The sequence below is a fragment of the Pseudomonas sp. Pme6b genome, assembly GCF_058129925.1.
In genome coordinates this window covers 4,135,533-4,161,324 of record NZ_CM176704.1, presented here as the reverse complement: position 1 = coordinate 4,161,324, position 25,792 = coordinate 4,135,533, and the positions used below count along the sequence as shown (strand labels likewise).

Annotated in this window: 23 protein-coding genes; 14 read left to right on the top strand and 9 right to left on the bottom strand. The window is 60.0% G+C overall.

All coding sequences use genetic code 11. From position 1 onward, the window contains the following. Positions 1-205 precede the first annotated feature (205 nt). Both AC4ANE_RS18800 and AC4ANE_RS18795 read left to right on the top strand, forming a co-directional pair. Positions 206-925: a GntR family transcriptional regulator gene (locus AC4ANE_RS18800; RefSeq protein ID WP_002554380.1), complete on the top strand. Its 720-nt coding sequence runs from the start codon at positions 206-208 to the stop codon at positions 923-925. A 10-nt stretch (positions 926-935) separates the two neighbouring features. Continuing rightward, the gene (locus AC4ANE_RS18795) at positions 936-1,667 is read left to right on the top strand and encodes an aspartate/glutamate racemase family protein (RefSeq protein WP_002554379.1); all 732 of its coding nucleotides are present in this window, start codon (positions 936-938) and stop codon (positions 1,665-1,667) included. Between the two features lie 243 nt (positions 1,668-1,910). Here AC4ANE_RS18795 and AC4ANE_RS18790 read toward each other — a convergent pair whose 3' ends face one another. Beyond that, positions 1,911-3,146, bottom strand: coding sequence for a zinc-dependent alcohol dehydrogenase (locus tag AC4ANE_RS18790; protein ID WP_002554378.1), 1,236 nt, complete (start codon positions 3,144-3,146; stop codon positions 1,911-1,913). A 102-nt stretch (positions 3,147-3,248) separates the two neighbouring features. Continuing rightward, positions 3,249-4,154, bottom strand: a complete 906-nt coding sequence (locus AC4ANE_RS18785; RefSeq protein ID WP_002554377.1) for a LysR family transcriptional regulator — start codon at positions 4,152-4,154, stop codon at positions 3,249-3,251. 172 nt (positions 4,155-4,326) lie between these two features. Here AC4ANE_RS18785 and AC4ANE_RS18780 point away from each other — a divergent pair, with 172 nt between their 5' ends. Genes AC4ANE_RS18780 through AC4ANE_RS18770 form a run of 3 tightly spaced genes read left to right on the top strand, consistent with a single transcriptional unit; the run spans position 4,327 to position 7,900 of the window. Next, positions 4,327-5,217 (top strand): NAD(P)-dependent oxidoreductase, encoded by an 891-nt coding sequence (locus AC4ANE_RS18780; RefSeq protein ID WP_460408462.1) that lies wholly within the window; start codon positions 4,327-4,329, stop codon positions 5,215-5,217. Positions 5,218-5,220: 3 nt separating this feature from the next. Next, positions 5,221-6,738, top strand: a complete 1,518-nt coding sequence (locus tag AC4ANE_RS18775; protein ID WP_002554375.1) for an aldehyde dehydrogenase family protein — start codon at positions 5,221-5,223, stop codon at positions 6,736-6,738. A 4-nt stretch (positions 6,739-6,742) separates the two neighbouring features. After that, positions 6,743-7,900, top strand: coding sequence for a M20 aminoacylase family protein (locus AC4ANE_RS18770; RefSeq protein ID WP_002554374.1), 1,158 nt, complete (start codon positions 6,743-6,745; stop codon positions 7,898-7,900). Positions 7,901-8,022: 122 nt separating this feature from the next. Here the strand turns inward: AC4ANE_RS18770 and AC4ANE_RS18765 are convergent, their stop codons facing one another. Next, on the bottom strand, positions 8,023-8,949 hold the full coding sequence (locus tag AC4ANE_RS18765) for a LysR family transcriptional regulator (RefSeq protein WP_002554373.1): 927 nt from the start codon (positions 8,947-8,949) through the stop codon (positions 8,023-8,025). A 151-nt stretch (positions 8,950-9,100) separates the two neighbouring features. On the opposite strand from AC4ANE_RS18765, the gene AC4ANE_RS18760 reads away from it, so the two are divergent. Together AC4ANE_RS18760 and AC4ANE_RS18755 are read left to right on the top strand one after the other, a co-directional pair. Beyond that, positions 9,101-9,883 (top strand): YqcI/YcgG family protein, encoded by a 783-nt coding sequence (locus AC4ANE_RS18760; RefSeq protein WP_031597270.1) that lies wholly within the window; start codon positions 9,101-9,103, stop codon positions 9,881-9,883. A 6-nt stretch (positions 9,884-9,889) separates the two neighbouring features. Next, positions 9,890-10,531 carry a LysE family translocator gene (locus tag AC4ANE_RS18755; RefSeq protein ID WP_002554371.1) on the top strand — a complete coding sequence of 214 codons (642 nt, stop codon included), beginning with the start codon at positions 9,890-9,892 and terminating at the stop codon, positions 10,529-10,531. A gap of 13 nt (positions 10,532-10,544) precedes the next feature. Here AC4ANE_RS18755 and AC4ANE_RS18750 read toward each other — a convergent pair whose 3' ends face one another. Next, a complete protein-coding gene (locus AC4ANE_RS18750) occupies positions 10,545-11,921 on the bottom strand; it encodes an L-serine ammonia-lyase (protein WP_002554370.1) in 1,377 nt (458 codons plus the stop codon). 129 nt (positions 11,922-12,050) lie between these two features. On the opposite strand from AC4ANE_RS18750, the gene AC4ANE_RS18745 reads away from it, so the two are divergent. After that, entirely contained in the window at positions 12,051-12,962 is a 912-nt protein-coding gene (locus AC4ANE_RS18745) for a LysR substrate-binding domain-containing protein (protein WP_002554369.1), read from the top strand. A gap of 12 nt (positions 12,963-12,974) precedes the next feature. On the opposite strand, the gene AC4ANE_RS18740 is transcribed toward AC4ANE_RS18745, so the two are convergent. The 3 genes from AC4ANE_RS18740 to AC4ANE_RS18730 all read right to left on the bottom strand — a co-directional run bounded on the left by AC4ANE_RS18740 (position 12,975) and on the right by AC4ANE_RS18730 (position 17,734). Next, a complete protein-coding gene (locus AC4ANE_RS18740; RefSeq protein WP_002554368.1) occupies positions 12,975-14,303 on the bottom strand; it encodes a DUF3100 domain-containing protein in 1,329 nt (442 codons plus the stop codon). A 780-nt stretch (positions 14,304-15,083) separates the two neighbouring features. Continuing rightward, complete coding sequence (gene hglS / locus AC4ANE_RS18735) at positions 15,084-16,463, bottom strand: 2-oxoadipate dioxygenase/decarboxylase HglS (RefSeq protein ID WP_002554367.1); 1,380 nt, start codon at positions 16,461-16,463, stop codon at positions 15,084-15,086. A 23-nt stretch (positions 16,464-16,486) separates the two neighbouring features. Beyond that, entirely contained in the window at positions 16,487-17,734 is a 1,248-nt protein-coding gene (locus AC4ANE_RS18730) for a 2-aminoadipate transaminase (protein WP_002554366.1), read from the bottom strand. 253 nt (positions 17,735-17,987) lie between these two features. Here AC4ANE_RS18730 and amaB point away from each other — a divergent pair, with 253 nt between their 5' ends. Together amaB and amaA are read left to right on the top strand one after the other, a co-directional pair. Then, positions 17,988-19,478 carry an L-piperidine-6-carboxylate dehydrogenase gene (gene amaB / locus AC4ANE_RS18725; protein WP_002554365.1) on the top strand — a complete coding sequence of 497 codons (1,491 nt, stop codon included), beginning with the start codon at positions 17,988-17,990 and terminating at the stop codon, positions 19,476-19,478. Positions 19,479-19,520: 42 nt separating this feature from the next. Then, positions 19,521-20,807, top strand: a complete 1,287-nt coding sequence (gene amaA, locus AC4ANE_RS18720; RefSeq protein WP_002554364.1) for an L-pipecolate oxidase — start codon at positions 19,521-19,523, stop codon at positions 20,805-20,807. A gap of 12 nt (positions 20,808-20,819) precedes the next feature. Here amaA and AC4ANE_RS18715 read toward each other — a convergent pair whose 3' ends face one another. Continuing rightward, positions 20,820-22,193, bottom strand: a complete 1,374-nt coding sequence (locus AC4ANE_RS18715) for a sensor histidine kinase (RefSeq protein ID WP_002554363.1) — start codon at positions 22,191-22,193, stop codon at positions 20,820-20,822. Then, positions 22,190-22,852, bottom strand: coding sequence for a response regulator (locus AC4ANE_RS18710; RefSeq protein ID WP_002554362.1), 663 nt, complete (start codon positions 22,850-22,852; stop codon positions 22,190-22,192). The genes AC4ANE_RS18715 and AC4ANE_RS18710 overlap by 4 nt, the downstream gene beginning before the upstream one ends. 168 nt (positions 22,853-23,020) lie before the next feature. Between AC4ANE_RS18710 and AC4ANE_RS18705 the strand changes: the two genes are divergently transcribed. The 4 genes from AC4ANE_RS18705 to AC4ANE_RS18690 are packed head-to-tail and all read left to right on the top strand — an operon-like array spanning position 23,021 to position 25,783. Then, a complete protein-coding gene (locus tag AC4ANE_RS18705; RefSeq protein WP_002554361.1) occupies positions 23,021-23,284 on the top strand; it encodes a PepSY domain-containing protein in 264 nt (87 codons plus the stop codon). Next, positions 23,284-23,829, top strand: coding sequence for a cytochrome b/b6 domain-containing protein (locus tag AC4ANE_RS18700; RefSeq protein WP_002554360.1), 546 nt, complete (start codon positions 23,284-23,286; stop codon positions 23,827-23,829). Before AC4ANE_RS18705 ends, AC4ANE_RS18700 begins: the two co-directional genes overlap by 1 nt. A gap of 38 nt (positions 23,830-23,867) precedes the next feature. Then, positions 23,868-25,166 carry a sialidase family protein gene (locus tag AC4ANE_RS18695; protein WP_460408460.1) on the top strand — a complete coding sequence of 433 codons (1,299 nt, stop codon included), beginning with the start codon at positions 23,868-23,870 and terminating at the stop codon, positions 25,164-25,166. Further along, positions 25,163-25,783: a hypothetical protein gene (locus tag AC4ANE_RS18690; protein ID WP_002554358.1), complete on the top strand. Its 621-nt coding sequence runs from the start codon at positions 25,163-25,165 to the stop codon at positions 25,781-25,783. The genes AC4ANE_RS18695 and AC4ANE_RS18690 overlap by 4 nt, the downstream gene beginning before the upstream one ends. The last annotated feature ends 9 nt before the right edge of the window (positions 25,784-25,792 follow it).

Genomic DNA, 25,792 nt, shown 5'->3' with positions numbered 1-25,792 from the left:
AGTCCAGAAAAGTCAGCACAGTGGGCACGTCCGTCATAGCGCTTAAAGCGCACACTAACGGAGCGCAATGGCCCATTTTCGGTGCGATTTTGCAGGCTGCCCAGCCCATAGGCGTTGCTTGGCGGCTTAGATAGCGCTATTCATCAAGTGGTACATCGGGCACTATTCCTGTATACGATCTGTACCGAAAAAGTGATCTGAAACCATGACTCGACCTGCCAGCGCTCCCTTGTTCCTGACGCCCGCTGCCGATGAAAAAGGCCGCGACGAGCAAATTTATCAGCACGTACTGGAAGCAATCGTCGAGCACCGGCTTGCGCCAGGCACGCGTTTGCCCGAGGACGCATTGGCTGAAGTGTTCGAGATCAGCCGGACCGGCATTCGCAAGGTCTTGCAGCGCCTGGCCCTGGAACGGCTGGTGACCTTGCGTCCCAAGCGCGGCGCAGAGGTCGCGCAACCGTCGGCGCAGGAAGCGCAGGATGTGCTGGGTGCCAGGCAGTTGATCGAACCCGCGCTGATGGCCGATATCGCCGCACGGGCAGGCGGTCAGCGTCTGGAATCACTGCGTGCGCTCTGTGAACAGGAACATGAGGCGCAACACGCCGGGCGTCACAGCGAAGCTATTCAGTTGTCGGCCAGATTTCATGTGCAATTGAGCGCGTTGGCGGGCAATCAGGTATTGACCGAGCAAGTCGCGCAGCTCGCTACGCGTTCTTCGCTGATCGTGGCGGTGTACGGTTCGCGGCGCAGCGTCGGCTGTGATTGTGGTCAGCACGTTGACTTGCTGACCTTGCTCGAAGCCGGGCAGGGCGAACAGGCCCGCGAGTGGATGGCCGAGCATCTGCGCCGTATCCGCGCCAGCCTGAATGTAGATGCACCGGTGAGCGAGACAGTAGATTTTCATAGCATTTTCAAACGGCGCTGAAGGAGTTCCGGTGCGTATTCAAGTGATCAACCCCAACACCAGCGAAGCCATGACCCACAAGATTGGCCTCGCGGCGCAAGCCATTGCACGCCCCGGTACGCAGATTCTTGCGTGCAGTCCCGATGATGGCCCGGTGTCTATCGAAGGCCATTTTGACGAAGCGATAGCGACCCTTGGCGTGCTGGAAGAGATACGCAAAGGCCGTGAGCAACAGGTCGACGCGCACATCATCGCCTGTTTCGGCGATCCTGGCCTGCTGGCAGCCCGCGAGTACGCCAGCGCACCTGTTATCGGCATTGCCGAAGCGGCTTTCCATATGGCCAGTCTGATTTCCACCCGCTTCGCAGTGGTCACCACGCTGACCCGAACGCGGATCATCGCCGAGCACCTGTTGCAGCGCTATGGCTTCAGCGAACTGTGCACCTCGGTACGTTGTATCGATCTACCGGTGCTGGCGCTGGAAGAGAGCGGGCCTGAGCTGATCGAGTGCATGGCCGAACAGGCTCGCCGGGCACGTGATGAAGAGGGGGCAGGTGCCATTGTGCTGGGCTGCGGCGGGATGGCCGATCTGGGTCGGCAATTGAGTGAAGCGATTGGTCTGCCGGTGATCGACGGCGTGGCGGCGGCGGTGAAACTGGCAGAGTCGCTGGTGGACCTTGGGCTGAGTACCAGCAAACACGGCGACCTGGCCGACCCCATCGGCAAACCGTTCAAAGGGCGATTTGCCTACCTGAGCCGATAAAATGTGCGTCCGCAAATGCACTGACACACGCTTTGGGTGATGCTCCGCGGCACAAAGATCGGACGCAGAGCGTCCAGAACGGCGCCCCACGCTGGAGCGTAGGGAACGATAGTCTCAACGACCACTATCTTCTGGACGCTCCGCATTCTCTATCGACGGAGCGTGTGGCGATCGCTCCCACGCGCCGCGTGTTAGCGCACTTCTGGACGCTCTGCGTCCGATCTTGAGCACCAAGGGTGCGCCTTACATGGCCGGCACGCCACCCGCAACCAGCGCTTCTGTCGTGGCGTCTGGCACCACAATGGTGTTGTTGCCCGGAGTCAGAATCACCTTGCGGCAATCCTCTTCCTTCTTGTCGAACAGCTTGTAACCTTTCGCAGCATCTTCCAGCGACATGCGGTGGGTGATGATGGCTTCCGGTTCGAGTCGTCCCGCTTCGATGTGCTCGAGCAGTTCAGGCATGAAGCGATGGACATGGGTCTGGCCCATCTTGAACGTCAGGCCCTTGTCGAACGCATCGCCGAACATGAAACCGTGGATAAACCCTGCGTAAACGCCCGGTACGCTCACTACGCCGCCACGCCTTACCGCTGCGATGCACTGACGCAATGCCTTGCCACTGCTGCCTTCCAGTTTCAGCGTGGCCAGAATGGTTTCGGTGGTGCTGCCCTTGGCTTCGAAACCGACTGCATCGACCACACCGTCCACGCCGCGCATGCCAGCTGTCTGACGAATGATGGTATCGGCCGGGTCATCGTCGTCATCGAAATTGATCGGGATCACACCATAGGTTTTCTGCGCGTAGGCCAGGCGATACGGGTGGTGATCGACCATGAATATCTTCTCGGCGCCGAGCATTCTCGCGCATGCGGCGCTCATCAGACCCACCGGACCAGCGCCATAGATGGCAACGCTCGAACCCTGGCCGATGCCCGCATTGGTTACCGCCTGCCAGGCAGTGGGCAAGATGTCGGAAAGGAACAGAACCTTCTCGTCAGCCAGTGTGCCCGGCACTTTGAACGGGCCGACATTGGCCTTTGGCACGCGCACGTACTCAGCCTGACCGCCGGGAATGCCGCCATACAGATGACTGAAACCGAACAGTGCTGCCCCTGGCGGAATGGACTTTTTGTTGATGATCGCGCCGCGCCCGGTGTTGGTGGTTTCACAGGCTGCGAACAGGTCGATGTTGCAGAAAAAGCAGCTGCCGCAAGCAATCACAAAAGGGATCACTACGCGATCACCTTTCTGCACAGCGGTGACCGCCGGGCCAGTCTCTTCCACAATGCCCATGAACTCATGGCCGAATATGTCGCCGTGTTCCACCGTGGGTATCTTGCCGCGATACAAGTGCAGATCAGAGCCGCAGATTGCGGTCGCGGTGGCTTTCAAAATGATGTCGTCAGCTTCTTGTATTTCCGGGTCTGGCACTGTGTCGACCTTCACACTGTTCGCGCCGTGGTAAGTCAAAGCTCTCATGATTAATCCTCGATGGCGGCAGAAGTTCTGATCCGTACTGAAGATGAACCATGAGGATTTTGTTGGTTCAGCGCGATTGGTCGAAGCGGGACTAACGGTAGGTCAATTGCGAAACGCCGTCATGTCCTGCAACAGCATGCCCATCAGGCGGTTGGCACCGACGCTGAGCTGCCGACCCAGACGGCTGATCAAATGCGTCTGCGGGCTGCTGAACACCTCATGCTGCAAGGGCAGGGCGCGCAGTTTTCCGGCCTTTATCTCCTCCTCCACAACAAAGGTCGGCAACAGCGTGACGCCACCCTGCATGGCGAAATGCTTGAGCATGGCGAAGGTGCTGCAGGTCAGTGTCGGCTGCACTGTAATACCCAGTTGATGTTCGGCCTGCAGAAGAATCTGGCGAATGCCGTAAGACACAGCAGGCAGCGCGACACGGTAGTGTTCCAGTGCCCGCAGCTCTATCGGAGCCTGCTCTTGCGTCAGCGGATGATCGGGTGCGGTGATCACGCACACTGGCTTGCGCTGATGGGCGTGAGAGCGGATTTTCGGGTCGGCAGCGGGGTTGAAGACCAGGCCGATATGCGCTTCGTCCTCCACCACCTGGCGAATCACCTCGTTGCTACCACAAACGTTCACGAGCAGTTCGATGCGCGGGTACAGCTCGGAAAACCGGGCCAGCGGCTGCGCGAGGCTTTCAAGAAAACCTTCTCCGGACACCAATGTCACCGAGCCGCTGTGCAGGCCTTTCAGCGCCTGAATCGAATCCAGCAGGACCTCCTGCTGCGTCAGTCGCTGGCGGTAGTAGGCCAGCACCTTGTCGCCTGCTTCAGTGGGTTTGACCCCTCGGCGATGGCGCTCGAGCAATGGCGAGCCGAGCTCCTGTTCCAGTTGCGCGATCTGGCGGCTGACCGCCGAGGGCGCGACGTTGAGGAAGTCGGCGGCAGCCCTGACGCTGCCCAGCCGCACGGCTTCGAAGAAATACAGGATGCGTCGATCTTGCACCAGGCTCATAAGGCTCCTGTAGAGGCTCTGTGTTGCGCTAAAGGCAACATAAATTCGATTTGAGGATTATTGCTGAGAGGTGAGAACGCTGTCCATACTCGGATCATCAGCACATTGCTCGCCGAAAAGGCTCGCAGCGTCGTTCTCGAATTCGTACAAAACCTTTGACCGGGATGCAGACATGACTTTGAAAGCAGGTGTGATCGGATTGGGCAACATGGGCGGCGGCATGGCTGCCACGCTGGCGGGCAAGGGCTTTGATGTCAGCGGCTTCGACTTGTCGCAGGCTGCGCTGGCCCAGGCTGAAAGCAAAGGCGTCAAGCCGGTTGCCGACCGCAAACAACTGATTCAAGGCGTGGATATTCTGATCCTGTCGCTGCCCAAGGCCGAGCATGTGGAGTCGGTGTGTCTCGGTGCGGGCGGTATCAGCGAGTTCGGTCGCAACGGCTCGATCGTGGTCGATACCACCACATCAACACCGGAAATGAGCCGTAAGGTCGCCGCTGAACTGGCCAAAACCGGCATTGCCTTTATCGATGCACCTGTCTCGGGCGGCCCGAAAGGCGCAGCCACCGGCACCATGTCGATGGTCATCGGCGCTGAAGATGCCGATCTTGCGCGCGCCATGCCGATTTTGGAAGGAATGAGCGGCACACGCGTGCACGTCGGCCAGTGCGGCGCAGGCAATGTGGCCAAGATCGCCAACAACATGCTGGCCGCCTGCCACCTGATCAGCACTGCCGAAGCCGTGGCGATGGCCGCGCGTGCAGGTGTCGATCCGGAAAAACTTCTGCAGGGCCTGAATGCCGGTTCCGGACGCAGCGGTGCCACGCAAGTGATGTTCCCGACCTGGGTACTCAACAAGGCCTATGACTCGGGTTTCACCATGGGCCTGATGCGCAAGGACGTCGGCCTGGCCAGCGATCTGGCGGACAGCCTGGGCATGGACCTGCCGCTGTCGCGGGTCGTCGCGCAATTGTGGCAGGCCAGCAGCGAAACCCTTGCGGACAACGAAGACTTCTGCGCCATCGTGCAACGCACCGATGGCAAACTTTACGGTCATGGAGAATAAGCGATGAGCACTGCAAAAATCCTCGAACTGATGCGTCCTTACTGGGGCGATCGCAGTGTCATCGCCAGCTACGTCGGCGGCCAGTTCATCGAAGGCCACGGCGCGCCGGTTGAAGTGCGCAATGCCCATGACGACAGCCTGTTGCTGAGCTTTCCGGACGCTGACGAGTCGTTGGTCGACATCGCCGACAAGGCGGCCAAGGCTGCGCAGCAGCAATGGTGGGCGCTGACCGCTCAGGCGCGGGGTCGCGCCATGTACCAGGTAGGCAATCTGATTCGTGAAGAACTGGAACATCTTGCGCAGATCGAATCCCTGACCGCCAACAAGCCGATCCGCGATGCCCGCGTTGAAGTGCTCAAGGTAGCCGAGATGTTCGAGTATTACGCCGGCTGGGCAGACAAGCTGCATGGCGAAATCATCCCGGTGCCGACCACCCACCTCAACTACGTGACCTACGAACCGCTGGGCACGGTGTTGCAGATCACCCCGTGGAACGCGCCGATCTTCACCTGCGGCTGGCAGATCGCCCCGGCGATTGCGGCGGGTAACGCAGTCATCCTCAAACCGTCGGAACTGACGCCGCTGAGCTCTTTAATGGTCGGTGTGCTGATTGAGCGCGCGGGAGTACCGAAAGGGCTGGTCAACGTGATTGCCGGTTTCGGCCATTCCATCGGCCAGGCGTTCATTGCCAAGGCTGACCTCCGCAAAGTGGTGTTCGTCGGCTCGCCAGCGACCGGTCGGCATATCGCCGTGGCTGCGGCGCAGCGCTGTATTCCCGCGGTGCTGGAGCTGGGTGGCAAGTCAGCCAACATCGTATTCGACGATGCGGATCTGGAAGTGGCCTTGCGTGGCGCTCAGACGGCGATTTTCTCCGGTGCCGGGCAAAGTTGTGTCTCCGGCTCACGGCTGCTGGTGCAGGAATCGATTTTCGAGAAGTTCACCAAAGCGCTGGCGGTGGCGGCGACTCAGTTCAAGGTCGGCGACCCCGGCGACCCGGACACCCAGATCGGCCCGATCAACAATGCCAAGCAGTACAACCACGTGAAGAGCATGGTCGAGCGCGCATTGAAAGACGGCGCAAGACTGATTGGCGAGCAGGCTGATCCGATCCCGAACAAGCCGGGTTATTACGTCAACCCGACGGTGTTGGCGGGCACCAACGAGCTGCATTGTGCGCAGGAAGAAATCTTCGGCCCGGTGGTGGTAGCGATTCCGTTCAAGGATGAAGAAGACGCGATCCGCATCGCCAACGACAGCCGTTTTGGCCTGGCCGGTGGCGTCTGGACCCGTGATGTCGGGCGCGCCCATCGCGTTGCCAGACAGGTGCGTGCCGGGACGTTCTGGGTCAACGGCTACAAGACTATCCACGTCAGCTCGCCGTTTGGCGGCTATGGTGAAAGTGGTTATGGCCGTTCTTCGGGTCTGGATGCGCTGCGCGAGTACAGCGAAGTGAAAAGCGTCTGGGTCGAAACCGCCGCCAAGCCTGCCGCCAGTTTTGGCTACGGCGCGAGTCTGGAGTAAGTACATGCCTATTTCAAAGACACTGATCGACGAAGCAACTGTCTGGCGCCGCACGATCCACGCTGCGCCGGAGCTGGGGTTTCAGGAGCTGAAAACCTCGGACAAGGTGGCTGATCTGCTGAGTAGCTTCGGCATTCAGGTGCACCGCGGTCTGGGCGGTACTGGCGTGGTCGGCACCCTGCGCAATGGCGACGGCCCGACCATCGGCATTCGTGCCGACATGGACGCTCTGCCTATTCAGGAGCTGGGCGACAGCGTGCACAAGTCGGCCCATAAGGGCTGCATGCATGCCTGCGGACACGATGGCCATACGGCAATTCTGCTGGCCACCGCCCGGCACCTGTCGGAAACCCGCCGGTTTGCTGGCACAGTGCATTTTGTCTTTCAGCCTGCCGAGGAAAACCTCGGCGGCGCGCAACGGATGATCGAAGACGGTCTGTTCGAGCGCTTTCCGATGGAAGCGATCTACGGTTTGCACAACTGGCCGGGCGTGCCTGCTGGCAAGGTGGTGATCAATCCAGGGCCGATGATGGCATCGCTGGACACCTTCGAAATCACCCTGACTGGCAAGGGCAGCCATGCGGCCATGCCGGACAAGGGCAATGACCCGATTGTGGCTGCTGCCGAACTGGTGCTCGGGCTGCAGACCATCGTTTCCCGTCGTCTGTCGCCACTGGATTCTGCGGTGGTCAGCATCACCCAGTTCCACGCCGGTGAAGCAATCAACGTCATCCCGGAAACCGCAGTTTTGCGCGGCACGGTGCGTTGTTTGCAAACGCCGGTGCGCGAGAAGGTTCAGCAACTGATCGGCGAGTTCGTCGAGCGTTTGCCGACGGCCTTCGGGGTGCGTGGCGAACTGGTCTACAACGTGGGGTATCCGGTGACTGAAAACCACGTCGATGCTGCTGCTACGATCCGCCGCGCAGCGGTCGCCGCGGTGGGGGAGAACAACGTGCAGTGGGGCTGCAACCCGTCGATGGCCTCCGAAGACTTCGCCTTCATGCTGCATGCCTGCCCGGGTGCGTACATCTGGATGGGCGTCGATGGCGAGAAACCGTCGGCGGCGTTGCATAACCCGTATTACGACTTCAACGACCAGGTGATCGAACCGGGTGTGGCGGTCTGGACATCGCTGGTGGAGCAGTGTCTGCCGCTGAGTTGAATGGCTTGCATCCTATGCCGTAGGAGTGAGCTTGCTCACGAAGGCAATGGTCCAGACGCCCTTTTTATGGGGTTGTCCGGCTTCTTCGTGACCAAGCTCACTCCCACCGGGAACGGACTCCTTCAAGGTGCCGCGAGCAACTCCACTGCAATACCGGATATGTCCGGCAGGCAGGTCAGCAGGTGGTCGCGCAGTTCCAGTACTCGCTGGCGCTTGAAGCTGTCCTGCAGCCAGACCAGGTAATAGGCATCCCCGGTGCCAACCGCCGAGTTGAACGGCAGAAAGACCTGACCTTCGTTCAAGTCATCAGCGACCAGAAACAGATCGCCAATCGACACACCGTGCCCTCTGACTGCAGCGGTAATGCCCTGATCAAGGGTGTCGAACACCTTGCCTTTGCTCAACGTCACCTGACCAGAGAGGTCCATCCGGCTCAGCCAGCGCCGCCAGTCGCGGCGGTCGCTGGATGGATGGATAAGTTCAGCGGCCTGAAGCCTCTCTGTTCCCCACGGCTGGTCGCCTAACGTGTCTGCCGAGCAGATCGGAATCAGCCATTCATCGAACAGCTTGCAGGTTTCCACCTCGGCACCAAAGTTGCCATTGCCCAGCAGAATCGCGCAGTCGAAAGGCTCCGAATAGAAGTCCACGCTATCAAAGTCCATCCACACGCTGGAGAGCTGTACCGGCAGGGCAGGCGCAGGCTTTTTGAAGGACTCCAGCGCGTGCAGCAGCCAGCGCATGGTCAGGGTGGACGGTGATTTGAGGCGCAGATTCGCGCCCTGACCCCGGAATGGCTGGCAGGCGTCCTCGATAATCCGGAAGCCGATCTTGAGTTGACTGGACAGCCGCCGGCCCTCGTCACTGAGCGAAAGCCGCGGGCCATTGCGCTCGAACAATCGACAGCCAAGGGTTTCTTCCAGGGTACGAATATGACGACTGATGGCACTCTGGGTAAGGGAGAGCTCCTGCGCAGCACGCGTAAATGAACATGATCGAGCCGCGACTTCAAAGGCTCTCAGCGCGTAAAGCGGCGGTATACGTTCAGTCATGTGATAACTAATCATGATTATTTGTCATAGTAGGTTACACCTTTTTCCATTTTTCCGCGCACGCGTCTCCGGTCAGAATCGCCGGTTCGTCCACTGTCGTAAAAATCAAACAATAAGGCGGTGTTCTTATCTGCTGCGTGCGTGAGGGAATATGCTGCCCAAGTCCGAAAAGCTGTTACGCCAATCTGTTGTAAGACATTTGCTGGAAAGTGACACCGCCCTGGAAATGGGCTGGAGGGTTCAGGCTTACAGGCAGTTCGAGCAGGTGCTGAGTGACAAGGGCTTTCCTTGTCTTTTTGGCCGCCGTGCCAACAAGTCCGGAAGCTGTCTGCTGCTGTTCATCCCCTGTGAGAATGAGCAACAAGCGCTACGTGACGGCATGGAAGCGTACGTAAAGTTCGTTAATGACACGCCACTTGAAGATCGCCTGTTCAACCCGTTGATTGTCATTTTCGAGAAAACCGATTTCAACACCTTGGCCGAAGAGCAGGCTTATGCGTGGGCCACCTTGCAGCATTTACATGACGGTGACCGAACGCCCTGGCCGGCCAAAGCCTGCACAGACCCTGAAGTGTTCGAGTGGACCTATCACTTCGCCGGACTGCGGATGTTCATCAACATGAGCTTTCCCCGTCACAGCGCGATGAAAAGCCGTTCGCTGGGTGGGCACATTGTGTTTGTGGTCAACCCTCGGGAGAACTTTGACGAGGTGGCAAGCGCCGAGACGGAAAGTGGTCGCAAGGTCAGGGAAAAGATTCGCCAGCGAATCGCCGATTACAACAACGGCGTGGTACCCGACACGCTGGGTTTTTTCGGCGACCGTAGCAGCCTGGAATGGAAGCAATACCAACTGTATGAAGAAGGCGGGCTTTCACTGTCCCGTTGTCCTCTGCATATCAAAGTCGACAAGACTGACCATTTGAACGAGCGTTGAGTACCCATGGATATATCGTTGCTGCTGATCTACATGTTCAGCGTCTTCATGCTGATCATCACCCCTGGTCCGGTGGTGGCACTGGTCGTCAATACCAGCCTGGCGTGCGGGCCGAAACGCGCGATGCTGACGGCGCTGGGCACCAACTGGGCATCACTGGTGTTGGTGTTGGTCGCGGCATTGATTCTGACGGGAACGCTGTCGGTGAGCGTAAGCATGCTCAACTGGATCAGCCTGGTGGGCTGTTTCTTCATCGCCTATCTGTCAATGCAGGCGCTGGAACAGGCGTTGCGTTACGCCCAGACGCCGCCTGAAGCAGCGCCAGCGCCGTTGCCTGCGCGTAGCAGGCACAGCGGGCTAGTGACCGGTTTTCTGGTGGGGATTTCCAATCCGAAGGACATCATCTTCTTCGTCTCGTTTTTCCCGCAGTTCATTCACGTCACCGAATCGTTCAAGGGCAGCATTGCCTTGTTGTCGTTGCTGTGGATCATCATTGACCTGTCGATCCTGTTTGCCTACATCTTCCTGATGCGTCAGAAGCTGGCCTTGAAGTACAAGCGCAAGATCGAAGTCGCCTCCAGCGTGACCTTGCTGCTGATCGCGCTGGGCGGGATATTCTATTCGGGCTCGGCACTGTTGAATCAGTAAACGCCTGCGCCGATCAGCACTCGATCAGATTGACTGCCAGCCCACCGCGTGAAGTTTCCTTGTATTTGTCGTGCATGTCCGCGCCGGTATCGCGCATGGTGCGGATGGCGTGGTCCAGCGAGATGAAGTGCTCGCCGTCGCCGCGCAGGGCCATTTGTGCAGCGTTGATTGCTTTCACGGCAGCAATTGCGTTGCGCTCGATGCAAGGGATTTGCACCAGCCCGCCGACCGGATCGCAGGTCAGTCCCAGGTTGTGTTCCAGACCAATTTCCGCCGCGTTTTCCACCTGTTCGGGCGTGGCACCGAGAATTTCCGCCAGGCCAGCGGCGGCCATTGCGCAGGCCGATCCTACTTCGCCCTGACAACCCACTTCGGCACCGGAAATGGACGCGTTCTTCTTGCACAGAATGCCGACCGCAGCGGCGCTGAGGAAGAAACGCACCACGTCGTCATCATTGGCCGTAGGCTTGAACTTCATGAAGTAATGCAGCACCGCAGGCACGATACCCGCCGCGCCGTTGGTGGGCGCAGTCACCATGCGCCCGCCCGCGGCGTTTTCCTCGTTGACCGCCAGGGCGAACAGGTTGACCCACTCCATGGCGCTCAGAGTCGAGCCGATCACGTTCGGGTTATCGAGGTTCTGCAGGCTCTGATGCAGGCGGTAGGCGCGACGGCGCACGTTCAACCCGCCGGGCAGGATGCCGGTTTCAAGCAGGCCCTTGTCGACGCAGGCGCGCATCGCGGCCCAGATGACCATGATTTTCTCGCGAATTTCTTCCTCGCTGCGCCAGACCTTCTCGTTGGCCATCATCAGTTCGGAAATACTCATGCCGTGGGTCTTGCACAGCTTCAGCAACTGCGCGCCACTGAAAAAGTCGTAAGGCAGAACAGTAGTGTCGTTGTCCAGCACGCCGCTGGCTGCCTGTTCGGCATCGATCACAAAGCCGCCACCCACCGAATAGTAGGTTTGCTCGTAAACTTCACCGGTCTTCCCATAGGCGCACAGCGTCATGCCGTTGGGGTGATAGGGCAGGTTTTCATTGAGCAGGCACATGTCCCGCTCCCAGACGAAGGTGATGGCCTGCTCGCCCGCCAGCATCAACTGGTTATCGGCACGCAGCGCGTCGATGCGCTGGTTGACCTGGCCAGGGTCGATCTTGTCCGGCCATTCGCCCATCAAGCCCATGACTGTTGCGCGATCGCTGCCGTGTCCGATGCCGGTGGCTGACAGAGAGCCGTACAATCGCACCTCGATCCGTTCTACGCTGTGCAACCGGTTCTGGTTGCGCAGCTCGGTCACGAACAGTGCCCCGGCGCGCATTGGCCCGACGGTGTGAGAACTGGACGGCCCGATGCCGATTTTGAACATGTCGAAGACGCTGATAGCCATCACGAAGGTCCTTCAGGTGAGATGATGCACGGGAATTTGGTATTCCCCTTTTTCTGTTACTCATCTTTGGCTTCGGCTGTCGAAACGACAAACGATTGTTGCTATGCAACGCTTTAGCGGAACTCTTCAATGAGCAGAATCTTCAACGCACAGATGCACGCCTGGTTACAGGTGTTCGCCTGCGCAGCCCGACATCTTTCCTTCACCCGGTGCGCCGAAGAGCTGCACGTCACTCCCGGCGCGATCAGCCAGCAGATGCGCCAGCTTGAAGAGCGCCTGGGCTTCGCGCTGTTTCACCGGGTCGGGCGCGGGCTGGAGCTGACCGCCGAAGGCCAGCGTCTGGCGGTGGTCGCCAACGAGGTGCAGAGCCGTATCAGCGAAGAGCTGCGTCTGCTGTATTCCGGACGCATTGGCGGGGTGTTCAAGCTGCGCTGCATCCCTTCGTTTCTCAGCAAATGGCTGATGCCACGCCTGCCACGTTTGCAGGAAGCGTTTCCGGACATCCAGTTGCGGATCATTGCCGAAGACAGCAGCGGGTCGTTGCGCGATGACGATTTCGATCTGGCCATCGACCTGAACGACGGCAGCTATCCGGGGCTGTCGACCACGCCGTTGCTGGAAGAAGAGCTGTTTGCGGTCTGTTCGCCAAGCCTGCTGGTGGGCAAGCCGCCACTCGATACGCCCAGCCAGCTGGTGCATTTTCCGTTGCTGCATGACATCACTGCCTGGCGCGGCAGCTACGAATACGCTGAGTGGGAGTTTTATCTGACCGCCATCGGCGCTGATGGTATCGACGTGCGCCGTGGTCACACCTTCAACCGCAACCACCTGACCATCGACGCCGCGCGCATGGGCATGGGCGTGGCCATTGCCCGCAAAGCGCTGATTACTGATGAGCTGGAGCAAGGCTTGCTGATCGTGCCGTTCGGGCATCCGATCAAGGCCAGGAAGAAATACGTCCTGGCCTATCGTGAGGGTGCGCTCTCTACTCCGGCACGCCGCGCCGTGCATGACTGGCTGGTGAACGAAGCGGTGATCTAGCCCGCTCCAGAATCAATGAAACATCTCGGCAATCAGCACGGCGCCGATGAAGGTGCCGAAGTTGGCCAGGAACGATACCAGCACAATTCGCCAGCCCAGACGGCGGAAGGCTGGCAGGTCCTTGGCAATCGACAGGCCGGCAAAGGTCAGCATCGGGGTAATGACCGCCAGCATGTTGATCGAACTGGTCATCCGGGCAATCTCGGCCGCCCAGGGGCAGGCCGGTGAAGTCAGGAACATCGCCACCAGCGACACCATGCACACTGCCGGGATCTTGCGACGGATCAGGTTGCACAGCGCTTCGCCGACGAAGGCACAGAAAATCATGATGCCCATGCCGGTGAATGCATCGGCCGACAGGGTCTTGTAGCCGACATAGTTGGCAATCAGCGCCAGTGCACCGGCTGCCAGCCACGCACTGATCTTGCCCGCCCAGCCCAGTTCCGGAACTTCCAGTGACACATCGCTGTGGCGCAGGCCTTCATCAGTCATGGACGCCTTGGTGGTGCGGCCGATCAGCGGCTCAAGCACCCGATAGCCCCACACCGCCAGTGGCAGGGAGATAAACAGGGTGAAGTAAGTGCCGATGGTGGTGGTGATCAGGTTTGATGCCGCCGCCAGCGTCATGACCTCCTTGGCAACTTCCGGCGTCTGCTGCGGGGCAATCGCTCCGGCTGCAGCAGCCATCATGCTGCCCGAGCCGATGCCCGAGCCCATCGCCAGCGAATTGGGATGGAAGATCCCCAGGCTGGCGATAAAGCCTGCAACGATGGCAATGAACAGCGCACCGAACAGGGTGCCGGTCAGGTACTCGGCCAGTACGCCGCGGCCTTCCGGGGAGTCCATGCCGTAGCGCTCGCCGATGATTGCCAGGCTGGGCTCGCGGCCAACCGAGAACGTCGCGCCGATTGCCTCACGCTTGATGCCCAGCAGCAGCGCGACCGGCAGGCCGAGCACCACGGTGCCGACAAAGTGGCCAAACTCCTGAAACACCAGCGCCCATCCCGAGGCGAACACCACCGGCAGCGAGCCGCCGACGACGAGACCGAGTTTGGCGATGAAAATCAGCAGGGCGGGTTGCAGGATCGAGGCCGAGCGCAGCTGGATGCCGTGATCGATACCGATGCTGCCTGGCAGGCGGCGACTGGCGATCCCGACCATCGCGCCTAACAGCAGCGCCCACACCATCGGTAGCAGCACCACCTTGCCGGGGCCCAGCGGGATACTGATGGCACCGATCATCTCGGCAATGATCAGGATAACGGCGGCCCAGAGATACAGCTTCACCGTCGATGAAACGGCCTGATTGTCGCCCGACACTGCAGCGTGTGAGTTTTGCATGATGATCCCCTTGCCTGCTGAATGGCCTTTTTCAGGCCTTATCAATCGTTATTCTGTTTTTCAGGTCGGCGCGATGAGGCGCCAGGGCAGCGTTGGAAAGTCCATGAAGTCATGGAGGCCGTTATCCGGCCGAGTATTTTTATGAGGTCTGAACGTGATCCGGACCCAGGCTGCTTCGAGCCTTTGCAAGGGGATTACAGGGTGCGTTATTTGAAGGGATGAGCCTTTGAATACGGCACTTTGCTGTCCACACGCAATCGCAGTATGCATAGCGCGAGGTTGCACACCAATATTGCGAATTTTATTTATCGTTGCTTTAAACAGAACGCAGAACGCTAAGGGAATGTGACGCAGAGCGCTCATCATTATGCACAAGTCCGCTTTTGATTCTGGCCGAAGGCCGTAGGAGCGAACTCGTTCGCGAAGACGATGTTGGCTATCGTGCCGACGCTCCGCGTCGTCATGCCGTTCCGGACGCTCCGCGTCCTCTTTGCGACGCAGAGCGTCGAGACCTGCATTCCCACGCGGAGCGTGAGGAACGATAGTCTCAACTCCGTGCCGAAGCTCTGCGTCGATCTGCACGGACAATCCGATTATCGTGCGACGCTCCGCGTCGTCATGCCGTTCTGGACGTTCCGCGTCCTCTTGGCGACGCAGAGCGTCGTGAACTGCATTCCCACGCTGGAGCGTGAGGAACGATAATCTCAACTTCGTGCTGACGTCCCGCGTCGGTGTGTACGGATAATTCAACTATCGTGCAGCCCCTGTCGCTCTCACTAATTAGTAGGCGGGACTGCTCAGTTCCAGCGCCCTGGCGCATTCCTCCAGTGAGCGCCGCTGGGTGTCGGCATACAGGTCCAGTTCGTTGAGCGTCCCGCGTCCCAGTGCCTGCTCGAAATCCTGCTGATTCGAATTCGTCGCGTAGTGCGCCTGTGCGTTATCGCCCAGGTTGGACTGGAAAATGCCCGCCGCACTGACCGGCAAAAAGTCTTCGTACACCAGTGGCTCGAAGCGCACGTGACCTGCGTCGACAAGCTGTTCCAGACTGCCGGATGCATGCTCGGCAATACCTGATTCGGTCGGGAAATAGCGGAAGTAGGCCAGGCCCTGCCTGCGCATTTCAGCGTGGCTGTCCGGAAACGCCTCGAACGTGTTTTCCAGCAGTTCGGCATAGCGCAGGGCATTCGCCTCATTGGGGAACTCACCCAGCGCGTCGCGGGCCTTGTTCAGCAGCCGGTCATACAGCTCGCGACCTTTGGGGGTCAGTGCAGCGCCACGCTGTTCGATCTCGCCGAAGCGTGCCGAGTGGCTGCCCGACTGACCAATGAACGTAATGGGTTCTTCAAGCGCCTTGAAGCTGGTCTGGCGCAACAGAATCGGACACTGGCGACGCGGTGGCCCTTCAACCACGGCCTTGGGCGTGATGCCTTTGCCGGGCATGCCGCTTTGCACCGCATCGATGTCAAGCGTGCGCGGGGTGAGGTGGTTGATGTGCGTGCCACGAAACGCCACCACATCAGCGATCAGGCGATGCTGGACGTTGAGCTTCTGGTACTCGTCAAGCGAGACCGTCGCCGTGTTATGCCAGCGAAAGGTTTCCAGCGCCTGCTGAATGAACTCGGCAGCGTCGGGCTCGCTCAACCCGCCGTCTGTCTCATGCTTGTCGATCAACGCCAGGGCACCGGGCGTGAAGATTCTGCGCTTGGCCAGCACCTGACTGGCAAACTCGCGCAGGCTGTCACTCTCGATCAGTTCCAGGCGCAGCAGTGAGGTAAACACCCGAAACGGGCTGACCTGCAACGCCTGTTCATGCACGGCACGAAACGCTGTGGAGTGAACCGGCACACCGGCTTCGGTCAGGTCGTAATAACCGACCGGCTGCATGCCCATCACCGCAAACAGGCGGGCGAGGGTGGCCAGTTCCTCAGCCGTACCGACGCGGATCGCGCCGTGGCGTTCCATGTCCAGCCGCTGGATCTCGCCGGTCTGGCGCAGGCTGTTCAGCACCTGGCTGTCGCGGCTCATGGCCTGCGCATTGACCTCGCTGACCAGCCCCATCAGCGTGCCGTACAGCGGCACTTCGTGCTGGTACATCTGCGACATGGCGCGAGAAAAGCCCGCGCGGATCTGGTCCGGGTCGGCAAAGCGTGCAGTGCTCATCAGGATGGTTTCTCCGTACGTGTTCAAGCCAGCGCTGACAGGCAACGCTCGAAAATATCCAGCCCTTCGTGCAGAACATCGGGCTCGATGGTCAGCGGGATCAGCAGGCGGATGATGTGCCGCGACTTGCCGCTGGGCATCAACAACAGGCCAGCGTCCCTCGCTGAGGCCAATAGGTCGGCAAGCTGCCGGGTCCCTGGCTCGCCATCCGCTGTGATCAGTTCGATACCGCGCATGCAGCCTACGCCGGTCAGCCTGCCCAGGTACGGCGACAGCTTGCCTGCCTGCCAAGCGTTATAGCGCGAGACAGTGGCGTTTTCCTGCTGTTCACCCCAGGTGGACAAATTGGCATCAGTCATTTGTGCCAGCGAGGCCAGGCCCGCAGCGCAGCCAATCGGGTTGCCGGAATAGGTGCCGCCGAGCCCGCCCTTGGGCAGGTTGTCGAGCAAATGCTTGCGACCGACCACGGCGCCCAGCGGAATGCCGCCTGCGATGCTCTTGCCCAGCAGAATAAGGTCCGGCTCGATGCCCAGGCGGCTGAACGCAAAGCGCTGCCCGGTACGGCCGAAACCGGATTGAATTTCGTCGGCGATCAACACGATGCCATGTTCATCGCAGAACGCTCGCAGCGCCTGAGCAAAATCCGCCTCCATGGCCAGAAAGCCGCCTTCACCCTGCACCGGTTCAAAGATGATGCAGGCGACATCGTTGACATCGATCTCTACGCTGAACAGTCGCTCCAGTGCCTTTAGCGCCTGCTCGGTGGTCACGCCGTTGTCCTTGCTGGGAAACGGAATGTGAAACACCGGGCCGGGCAGCACGCCGACTTTCTGTTTATAGGGCGCCACCTTGCCATTGAGGTTCAGGGTTGCCAGTGTTCGGCCGTGAAAGCCGCCATCGAAGGCAATCACAGCCGTGCGGCCCGTCGCGCCACGTACGATCTTCAAGGCGTTTTCCGCCGCTTCCGCACCGCTGTTGGTGAGCATGCCGCTGAGCGGGTAACTCACCGGTACGAACTCCGTCAGTTGCCGCATGAAGCGGATATACGGATCGTGAGGCGTAGCGTTGAAGCAATAGTGGGTCAGCTTTGCCGCCTGATCCTGAATGGCCGTGACCACCTGAGGGTTGCAATGCCCCAGATTGAGCACCCCGATGCCGCCGACAAAGTCGATATAGCGCTTGCCGGTGGTGTCCCATACTTCGGCATTGCGGCCGTGGGACAACGTTATGCTGTGGACAAACGAAATGGATTCGCTGATGTGTTCGCTCATCGGCCTGGACCTGACTCCGGGGGATCATGATGGCCTTATCCAAACAAACATCGGGCAACGCTCGCAAACGAAATAAAATCACCGGGTCATTCCAATAATTCCCGATGTAGCCGCTTTCGTTGCTGTTAATGGCAGGCAGTTCATTCCTAAAAGGAATCATGTTTTTCAAAAACGTCGTTTGTGGGCCAGCCCCGAGTGGATCAATACTGGGTTCATCAGTGATTTCCACCGTTTCCATGACAGGAGAATCAACATGGTTGCCGAGTTATTAGCACGTCTGGGCGTGGCGAACAGTGCCCACACACAAGGGGACTATCCGGTTTACACCCCGATTGATGGCAGCCAGATTGCCTCGGTCACGCTTGAAGGCAAGGAGCAGGTCGTGGCGCGCATCGACAGCGCCCACAATGCGTTTCTAAAGTGGCGCACAGTACCGGCCCCACGGCGTGGCGAGCTGGTGCGGATCTTTGGTGAAGTGCTGCGTGAGCACAAGGCTGATCTGGGCGAACTGGTATCGGTCGAGGCCGGCAAGATCACTCAGGAAGGTCTGGGTGAAGTGCAGGAAATGATCGACATCTGCGACTTTGCCGTCGGTCTGTCGCGTCAGTTGTACGGCCTGACCATCGCCTCCGAGCGTCCCGGTCATCACATGCGCGAAACCTGGCACCCGCTGGGTGTGGTCGGCGTGATCAGCGCGTTCAACTTTCCGGTTGCGGTCTGGGCCTGGAACACCACGCTGGCGCTGGTCTGCGGCAACCCGGTGATCTGGAAGCCTTCGGAAAAGACTCCGCTGACGGCACTGGCCTGTCAGGCGCTGTTCGACAAGGCGCTGAAGATTTTCGGTGATGCGCCCGCAGCACTGGCGCAGTTGGTGATCGGTGATCGTGACGCCGGTGAAGCGCTGGTCGATGACCCGCGCGTGCCACTGATCAGCGCCACCGGCAGCACCCGCATGGGCCGCGAAGTCGGTCCGCGTGTTGCTGCCCGTTTCGGGCGCAGCATTCTGGAGCTGGGCGGCAACAACGCGATGATTCTGGCCCCGAGCGCCGATCTGGACCTGGCCGTGCGCGGCATTCTGTTCAGCGCCGTGGGCACTGCCGGTCAGCGCTGCACCACGCTGCGTCGTCTGATTGTGCATCGGTCGATCAAGGACGAAGTGGTTTCCCGGGTTAAAGCGGCCTACGCCAAGGTGCGTGTCGGTGATCCTCGTGAAGGTAATCTGATCGGTCCGCTGATTGACCAGCAAGCATTTTCGGCCATGCAGAATGCGCTGACCAAGGCGCGCGACGAGGGCGGTCAGGTGTTCGGTGGCGAGCGTCAGTTGCAGGACAAATACCCGAACGGCTACTACGTCACGCCGGCCATTGCCGAAATGCCTGGCCAGAGCGAAGTCGTGCGTCACGAAACCTTCGCGCCGATTCTCTTCGTGCTGGCTTACGACGACTTCGAAGAGGCCTTGCGCCTGAACAACGAAGTGCCGCAGGGCCTGTCGTCGTGCATTTTCACTACCGACCTGCGTGAGGCCGAGGCTTTCCAGAGTGCCGCGGGCAGCGATTGCGGTATTGCCAACGTCAATATCGGCACCAGCGGTGCGGAAATCGGCGGGGCATTTGGTGGCGAGAAGGAAACCGGTGGGGGGCGCGAGTCCGGCTCCGATTCGTGGCGCGCCTACATGCGCCGGCAGACTAATACCGTCAACTACTCCCGCGAGTTGCCGCTGGCTCAGGGCATCGTTTTCGACTGATGTGAACCGGGCGCTTATTGCCGACATTGCTGGAGCTTTTCGATGGTGCAGTTTGCTGAAGGCTGTCTGTGGGAACAATTGACTCCGCAACGTCCGGTCAGTCCGGCCTTGATTGGGGACCGAAGCGCCGACGTGTGCATCATCGGCGCAGGTTTCACCGGTTTGTCGGCGGCGTTGCGGTTGCTGGAAGGCGGCAAATCGGTGTGCGTGGTGGAAGCTCATCAGGTTGGTCATGGCGGCTCCGGGCGCAACGTCGGTCTGGTGAATGCAGGCACCTGGGTGGCACCCGATGAACTGGACAAGGTATTGGGCAGTGTCGAGGCCAGCCGCCTCAATAGTGCATTGGGCGCGGCTCCGGCGCTGGTGTTTTCGACTATCGACAAGTACCGCATCGAGTGTCAGGACACCCGCACCGGCAACCTGCACATGGCCCACAATGCAAAAGGACTGGCTGATCTGCGCAGCCGTGCCGAGCAGTGGCAGCGGCGCGGTGCCAGGGTCGAACTGCTGACCGGAAAACCCTGTGAAGATGCCTGTGGCACCGACAAGGTCAGCGGGGCATTGCTCGATCACCGTGCCGGTACGGTGAACCCGATGGCGTATGTGTCAGGCATGGCGCTCAATGTTGTGGCGCTGGGCGGTCAGTTGTTTGGCGAGTCTCCCGTCAACGGGCTGCAACGCACTGCCGATGGCTGGAAAGTGTCCACCGCCGCGGGCAGTGTGCGCGCCGAGAAGGTCATCATTGCCTCCAACGCCTACACCGAAGGTGAGTGGACCGACGTCAAGGATCACATCTTCGCAGGCTACTACTATCAGGTCGCTTCACAGCCGCTCAGCGGCAGCGAGCAGGCGGGCATTCTGCGTGGCGGGCAGGGTTCCTGGGACACGCGCACGGTGCTCAGCAGTATTCGTCGCGATGCCCACGGGCGACTGGTGCTGGGCAGCCTTGGCAACGCTGGCAATTATCCGCTGTGGTTTATTCGTCAGTGGGCTGATCGCATCCAGCAGCACTACTTTCCCCAGTTGGGTCGGGTTGAGTGGCAGAGCACCTGGACTGGCCGAATCGGTTTCACGCCCGACCATTTGCTGCGTCTGTTCGAGCCTGCGCCCGGCTTGCTGGCCGCGACCGGTTTCAATGGCCGCGGCGTAACCACCGGAACGCTGGTGGGCAAGTGCTTTGCTGATTACCTGCTGAGCAACGACGCAACTGCGCTGCCGGTGAGCTTTTCCAGCAGCAAAAAGGTCTCGGCCAATGGCCTGCGTACGCTGGCTTACGACGCCGGTTTCACGCTGTATCACGCTGGCCAGTGCTTACGCGTGGTGCTCTGAGCCGACTGGCTTTCAAGCCATTCTGCTTTTGATTCGCAGCTCCGCACACAGCCCGCCCTGCGCTGAATTACGCAGGTGCAGGCTGCTTTCCAGTTTGCGCACGATCATATCGACGATCGCCAGCCCCAGCCCAGCGCCATTGCTGTGGCCCTGACTGTAGAAGCGTTCAAAAAGGCGTGCTTTCTGTTTCTCGTCGATACCCGGCCCTGCGTCTTCGACTGACAAGTACGCGCTGCCGTCTTCCTGGCGGTTGAGCATCACGCGAATCTCGCTGGCCGGCGGGGCGAAGTTGAGCGCGTTGGTCAGCAGATTCTGCAGTGCGATGGTGATCGCTGATGGGTCGCTGTGGATCACGCAGTCATCGCCCGCCTCGAACACCAGATCGACACGCTTCTCCAGTGCCAGCGGCGTGAGCTCGGCCATTTCCTCGCGCACCAAAGTGTTCAGTTCAAAGGTTTGTAACTGGCTGACTTCAAGGCGCGGCTCAAGTCGGGCCATCGTCAGCAACTGGCTGGCCAGACGGGCAGCACGGTCGACGCCGTGCACGAGAAAATCCAGTGCCTCCAGACGCTGTTCCGGGGTTTCAGCCTGGCGGGCGTTCTGTGCGTGGATGCGCAGAATGGTCAGCGGTGTACGCAGTTCGTGGGCGGCGTCGGCGATAAACCGCCGCTCGCGCTCCAGCACGCTTTCGATCTGGGTCAGCAGACGGTTGAGCGCGTGTTGCATGGGTTCGAGCTCTTTGGGCAGCGGTGTTATATCAAGCGGCTCAAGGCTTTCGGCATCGCGTTGGCGAATGACCCTGGCCATCGACTGCAACGGGCGCAGGCCCCAGCCGATCGCCAGCCAGATCGCGACCACCAGCAGCGGCACGCCGATCAGCGTCGGCCACAAGGTGTGGCTGACAATGCGCTGAATCAGGTCCTGACGCACATCGTCGCGCTCACCGACCCAGATCAGGAAACCCTGCTGCGGGTCGGCCAGGAGGAAGCCGCACCACTCATGCCCGTTCTCGACCAGATCATGCGAGCCTTCTTCTGCGGGAGGCGCACTGAGCAGCGGCGCTTCGGCCGAACGCACCAAAAGCTCGCCCGACGTGCGCCAGACCTGAAACGTCAGCCGGGTTTCGTACGGATGGGCAACGCCACTGGTGCCGACCCGGCTCATGGCCTGATCGAACGCCTGATAAAGCTTGTCCAGATCCTGCTCACCCGCAGCGCGCTGGCGCAGCACACCCTGCAACAGGCGCGCGCTCTGGGCCAATTGCGCATCGTAGACTTCTTCGATTTCGTGATGGCTGTCGCGCAGCGCGAGCAGGCTTATCGCCAGGTTGCCGAGCAGCAACAGCACCAGCACCGGGACCAGAATGCGCGCGCGTACCGAGGTCATGCCTTGAGCTCCAGCAGGTAGCCGACGCCGCGCACGGTGCGGATCAGTTCGGTGGACAGTTTCTTGCGCAGGTTGTGAATCAACACTTCCAGAGTGTTGCTTTCGACCTTGTCCTGCCAGCCATACAGGGTATTGGACAAGCGCTCGCGGGTGACCACCTTGCCGGGGCGGATCATCAATTGGTGCAGCAGTTGATATTCCATTGGCGTCATCGGCACTTCGCTGCCCTGAAAACTGACCTGCTGCGAAGCCGGGTCGAGGCTGATGCCGGCGTGTTCCAGCAACGGCTGCGCACGTCCCTGGCTACGCCTGAGCAAAGCCCGGACCCGGGCTTTGAGTTCATCGACGTCGAACGGCTTGATCAGGTAGTCGTCTGCACCGGCGTCCAGACCGGCAATACGGTCGGCGGTGCCGTCGCGCGCGGTCAGGATCAGCACCGGCAGGGCAAGCTCTTCGGCGCGCAACTGGCGCAGCAGATCGAAACCATCCATGCGCGGCAGGCCGAGGTCGAGCAGCAACAGGTCGAAGGGTTCGCTGCGCAGGGCGTGCAGCGCGCTCAGCCCGTCTTCCAGCCAGTCCAGCGTGTAGCCCTCGGTGTTCAGGGCCACACGGATGCCTTGGCCAATCGCACGATCATCCTCGACAAGAAGCAGGCGCATAGGGTTGTGACCAATGAATAGGGTGAGAAGGGCGCCATCATGCCGTCAGCAGGCAGCGTCGCGAAGTGCCGTGTGTCCGGGAAGATGTTACGAGCTGTTGCGTATTAAGCTTTTCCTAAGACTGGTTTCGCACAGTAGCGGCTCCTTAACTGCCTGTGAGTATCTGTCATGCGTAAAGTCCTGCTGGTTTCCCTGTTGCTGGCCAGCCCGCTGGCCCTTGCCGGTCCGCAATGCACCACCGCTGAAAAGTCCCAATGGCAGGATCAGGCCAAATTCCAGGAGCAGCTCAAGGCTCAGGGTTACGAGATCAGCAAGTTCAAAGTGACTGACGGCAACTGCTACGAGATTTACGGCTTCGACAAGGACAAGCGCAAGGTCGAGATCTATCACGATCCGGTCACTGGTAAAGCGGTCAAGACCGAGATCAAGTAATGAACCGGGTTTCCCTGCGCCTGTGGGACCCGCTGGTCAGACTGTTTCATATCTCGATCGCGGGTGTTTTCGTTGCCAATTACTTCTTCAATGAGGCGGGTGACGACTGGCACGTCTGGCTGGGCTATTACGCGGTTGCCTGGCTGGCGGTGCGAGTGGTGTGGGGATTCATCGGACCAGCCAGCGCGCGCTGGAGCGATTTCTGGCCGAGCCCGGCGCGCCTGCGTGCGCATGTCCGGTCGCTGATCAACCGGCAGCCGGTACACAGGCTCGGTCATTCTCCGCTCGGTGCGCTGGTCATGGTACTCATGATGGCGCTGATCTTCGGCATGGGCCTGACCGGCTTCCTGATGGAGGAAGTCGATGCCTTGTGGGGTGCTGACTGGCCTTTGCAGGCTCATGAAATTCTCGCCAATACATTGTGTGCCCTGGTAGTGCTGCACATGGCCGCGGCCATCTTCGAAAGCTTTCAAGTGCGTGACAACCTGCCCTTGTCGATGCTGACAGGCAAACGACGTCCGTTACCTGAAGATCGCCATCGCTGAAACCACCTCCTTGCCCTTCATCACAGTGATGCCTCCTGATGCGTGTTATTTCCCAAAACCTGACTGCATGGAGCGCAGGCCTGATTGTTGTAGTGATTTTTCTCAGTGCATGGCTAAGCCATCCACAGCACCGGATATCTGCCTTTGTCGTGAGCACCGCACCGGTCGATGCTGAAAGTGTGGCACCCAAGGCATCCTACATTTCGCGTTTCGCGTCTTCTGATCTGGACGATTTCGTGCATTCGTCAGCCGTGACGGCATTGCCTGGCGGCGACCTCATGTCGGTATGGTTCGCCGGTTCTCGCGAAGGCGCGGGAGACGTTGAAATACGTACCTCGCGGTTCGATGCGACCAACGGTGAATGGGGCGGCGAGCAGGTCCTGGCGACCCGGGCGTCCACTCAGTCAGGTACTGGCAAATACATCCGCAAACTGGGCAACCCGGTGATCGCGCTGGCTCCGGACAATCGCCTGTGGCTGTTCTACGTGTCAGTCTCGGTCGGCGGCTGGGCGGGCAGTACCGTCAATGCCATGGTGTCCAGCGATATGGGGGCCAGTTGGTCGCCGCCGTGGCAGCTGGTGATATCGCCGTTTTTGAACATCAGCACGCTGGTACGTGGCGCGCCGGTGTTTCATACCGACGGCTCGATCGGCCTGCCGGTCTACCACGAGTTTCTCGGCAAGTTTGCCGAATACCTGTATCTGAGCGCAGATGGCGAAGTCATCGACAAGTTTCGCATCAGCCGCGGTAAAAATTCCCTGCAGCCCACCGTCGTACCGTTGGACGGCCAACGCGCCGTAGCCTTGCTGCGTTATGCCGGCGAGACGTTTCACCGGGTACTGGCCAGCCGTACCGAAGACGGCGGTCAGACCTGGAGCGAGCCGCAACCGCTGACACCCAGCAACCCCAACTCGTCGCTGGCCGCCGTCGGCGTACCGGGTAAGGGCTTGCTGGTGGCGTTGAATGATCTGCGCGAAGGTCGCTTCAAGCTCAGCCTGTACAGCACCGACGAGCAGATGAAGGTCTGGCGGCCGCTGCCGGATCTGGACAAGTCACCCGATCCGCTGGGTACACCGTTTGCCCTGGAAGCCTACAAGGCTGCCATCGGCGAAGGCTTTCGCGCTTCCAGCGGCGCACGTCGCCAACCGATGGAAGCCGAGTTTCTGAGCAATCTGGACCAGCGTGTCTGTTCCGCGCAGGGGTGTGATTTCGAATACGAATACCCGTACTTCATCCGCAGCCCGGACGGCCTGTATCACCTGGTCTACTCGTGGAATAACACCTTCATCAAACACGTCAGCTTCAACGAGGCCTGGCTGGCGGAGCAACTTTTATGATCGCTTTGGGATTGGCTCATCTGGCGTTTGCCTGGACCCTGTTTGTGCTATTGGCTCCGCTGACCGCATCGTTATGGTGGCGCTGTGGCCTGCTGGCAGCGACCTCGCTGTTGAGCGTTATTTCATTCGACGGTTTGTCGATGGCGTCGTACGCTCGCAGCCTGACCGACGATCTGGCAATCAGCAGTCTGGTGGTGCTGGGCTGGCTGACCTTGCAGCGATTGGGTGTGCTCAGACCGATGGCAGTGTCCCGGCGATGGGTGATGCTGCTGGTGTTCGCTGTGCTGGCGCTGACGTTGTATCCGGCCACGCTGGGTCTGACTTACTTCGACCCCTACCGCTGGGGTTACAATCCGCGACCGATGATCATTATTGTCGCCGTTATCGCGTTGGGGCTGGTCTTGATGCGTAATGCGCTGGCTGTGGTGATGCTGGCTGCTGCGACGCTGGCATTCACATTTCGTATCAAACCGTCGGAAAATTATTGGGATTACCTGATTGACCCGCTTCTCGCCCTGTACTGCTGCGGGGCTTTGCTGAGCCTGGGCATCCGTTTTGTTTATCGCCGGGCAACGGAGTCGCGCCGTTCGGCCACTCTGTCTGCTGGCAATGTCTAGAGGAATGAC

What these genes read in the sequence shown, in the direction of transcription:
- AC4ANE_RS18745 (WP_002554369.1), top strand. Translation starts at nt 12,051, where the DNA reads ATGAGCAGAATCTTCAACGCACAGATGCACGCCTGGTTACAGGTGTTC.
- AC4ANE_RS18770 (WP_002554374.1), top strand. Translation starts at nt 6,743, where the DNA reads ATGCCTATTTCAAAGACACTGATCGACGAAGCAACTGTCTGGCGCCGC.
- AC4ANE_RS18785 (WP_002554377.1), bottom strand. Translation starts at nt 4,154, where the DNA reads ATGAGCCTGGTGCAAGATCGACGCATCCTGTATTTCTTCGAAGCCGTG.
- AC4ANE_RS18695 (WP_460408460.1), top strand. Translation starts at nt 23,868, where the DNA reads ATGCGTGTTATTTCCCAAAACCTGACTGCATGGAGCGCAGGCCTGATT.
- AC4ANE_RS18740 (WP_002554368.1), bottom strand. Translation starts at nt 14,303, where the DNA reads ATGCAAAACTCACACGCTGCAGTGTCGGGCGACAATCAGGCCGTTTCA.
- AC4ANE_RS18780 (WP_460408462.1), top strand. Translation starts at nt 4,327, where the DNA reads ATGACTTTGAAAGCAGGTGTGATCGGATTGGGCAACATGGGCGGCGGC.
- AC4ANE_RS18710 (WP_002554362.1), bottom strand. Translation starts at nt 22,852, where the DNA reads ATGCGCCTGCTTCTTGTCGAGGATGATCGTGCGATTGGCCAAGGCATC.
- AC4ANE_RS18700 (WP_002554360.1), top strand. Translation starts at nt 23,284, where the DNA reads ATGAACCGGGTTTCCCTGCGCCTGTGGGACCCGCTGGTCAGACTGTTT.
- AC4ANE_RS18790 (WP_002554378.1), bottom strand. Translation starts at nt 3,146, where the DNA reads ATGAGAGCTTTGACTTACCACGGCGCGAACAGTGTGAAGGTCGACACA.
- amaB (WP_002554365.1), top strand. Translation starts at nt 17,988, where the DNA reads ATGGTTGCCGAGTTATTAGCACGTCTGGGCGTGGCGAACAGTGCCCAC.
- AC4ANE_RS18755 (WP_002554371.1), top strand. Translation starts at nt 9,890, where the DNA reads ATGGATATATCGTTGCTGCTGATCTACATGTTCAGCGTCTTCATGCTG.
- AC4ANE_RS18760 (WP_031597270.1), top strand. Translation starts at nt 9,101, where the DNA reads ATGCTGCCCAAGTCCGAAAAGCTGTTACGCCAATCTGTTGTAAGACAT.
- amaA (WP_002554364.1), top strand. Translation starts at nt 19,521, where the DNA reads ATGGTGCAGTTTGCTGAAGGCTGTCTGTGGGAACAATTGACTCCGCAA.
- AC4ANE_RS18750 (WP_002554370.1), bottom strand. Translation starts at nt 11,921, where the DNA reads ATGGCTATCAGCGTCTTCGACATGTTCAAAATCGGCATCGGGCCGTCC.
- AC4ANE_RS18775 (WP_002554375.1), top strand. Translation starts at nt 5,221, where the DNA reads ATGAGCACTGCAAAAATCCTCGAACTGATGCGTCCTTACTGGGGCGAT.
- AC4ANE_RS18765 (WP_002554373.1), bottom strand. Translation starts at nt 8,949, where the DNA reads ATGACTGAACGTATACCGCCGCTTTACGCGCTGAGAGCCTTTGAAGTC.
- AC4ANE_RS18730 (WP_002554366.1), bottom strand. Translation starts at nt 17,734, where the DNA reads ATGAGCGAACACATCAGCGAATCCATTTCGTTTGTCCACAGCATAACG.
- AC4ANE_RS18715 (WP_002554363.1), bottom strand. Translation starts at nt 22,193, where the DNA reads ATGACCTCGGTACGCGCGCGCATTCTGGTCCCGGTGCTGGTGCTGTTG.
- AC4ANE_RS18800 (WP_002554380.1), top strand. Translation starts at nt 206, where the DNA reads ATGACTCGACCTGCCAGCGCTCCCTTGTTCCTGACGCCCGCTGCCGAT.
- AC4ANE_RS18690 (WP_002554358.1), top strand. Translation starts at nt 25,163, where the DNA reads ATGATCGCTTTGGGATTGGCTCATCTGGCGTTTGCCTGGACCCTGTTT.
- hglS (WP_002554367.1), bottom strand. Translation starts at nt 16,463, where the DNA reads ATGAGCACTGCACGCTTTGCCGACCCGGACCAGATCCGCGCGGGCTTT.
- AC4ANE_RS18705 (WP_002554361.1), top strand. Translation starts at nt 23,021, where the DNA reads ATGCGTAAAGTCCTGCTGGTTTCCCTGTTGCTGGCCAGCCCGCTGGCC.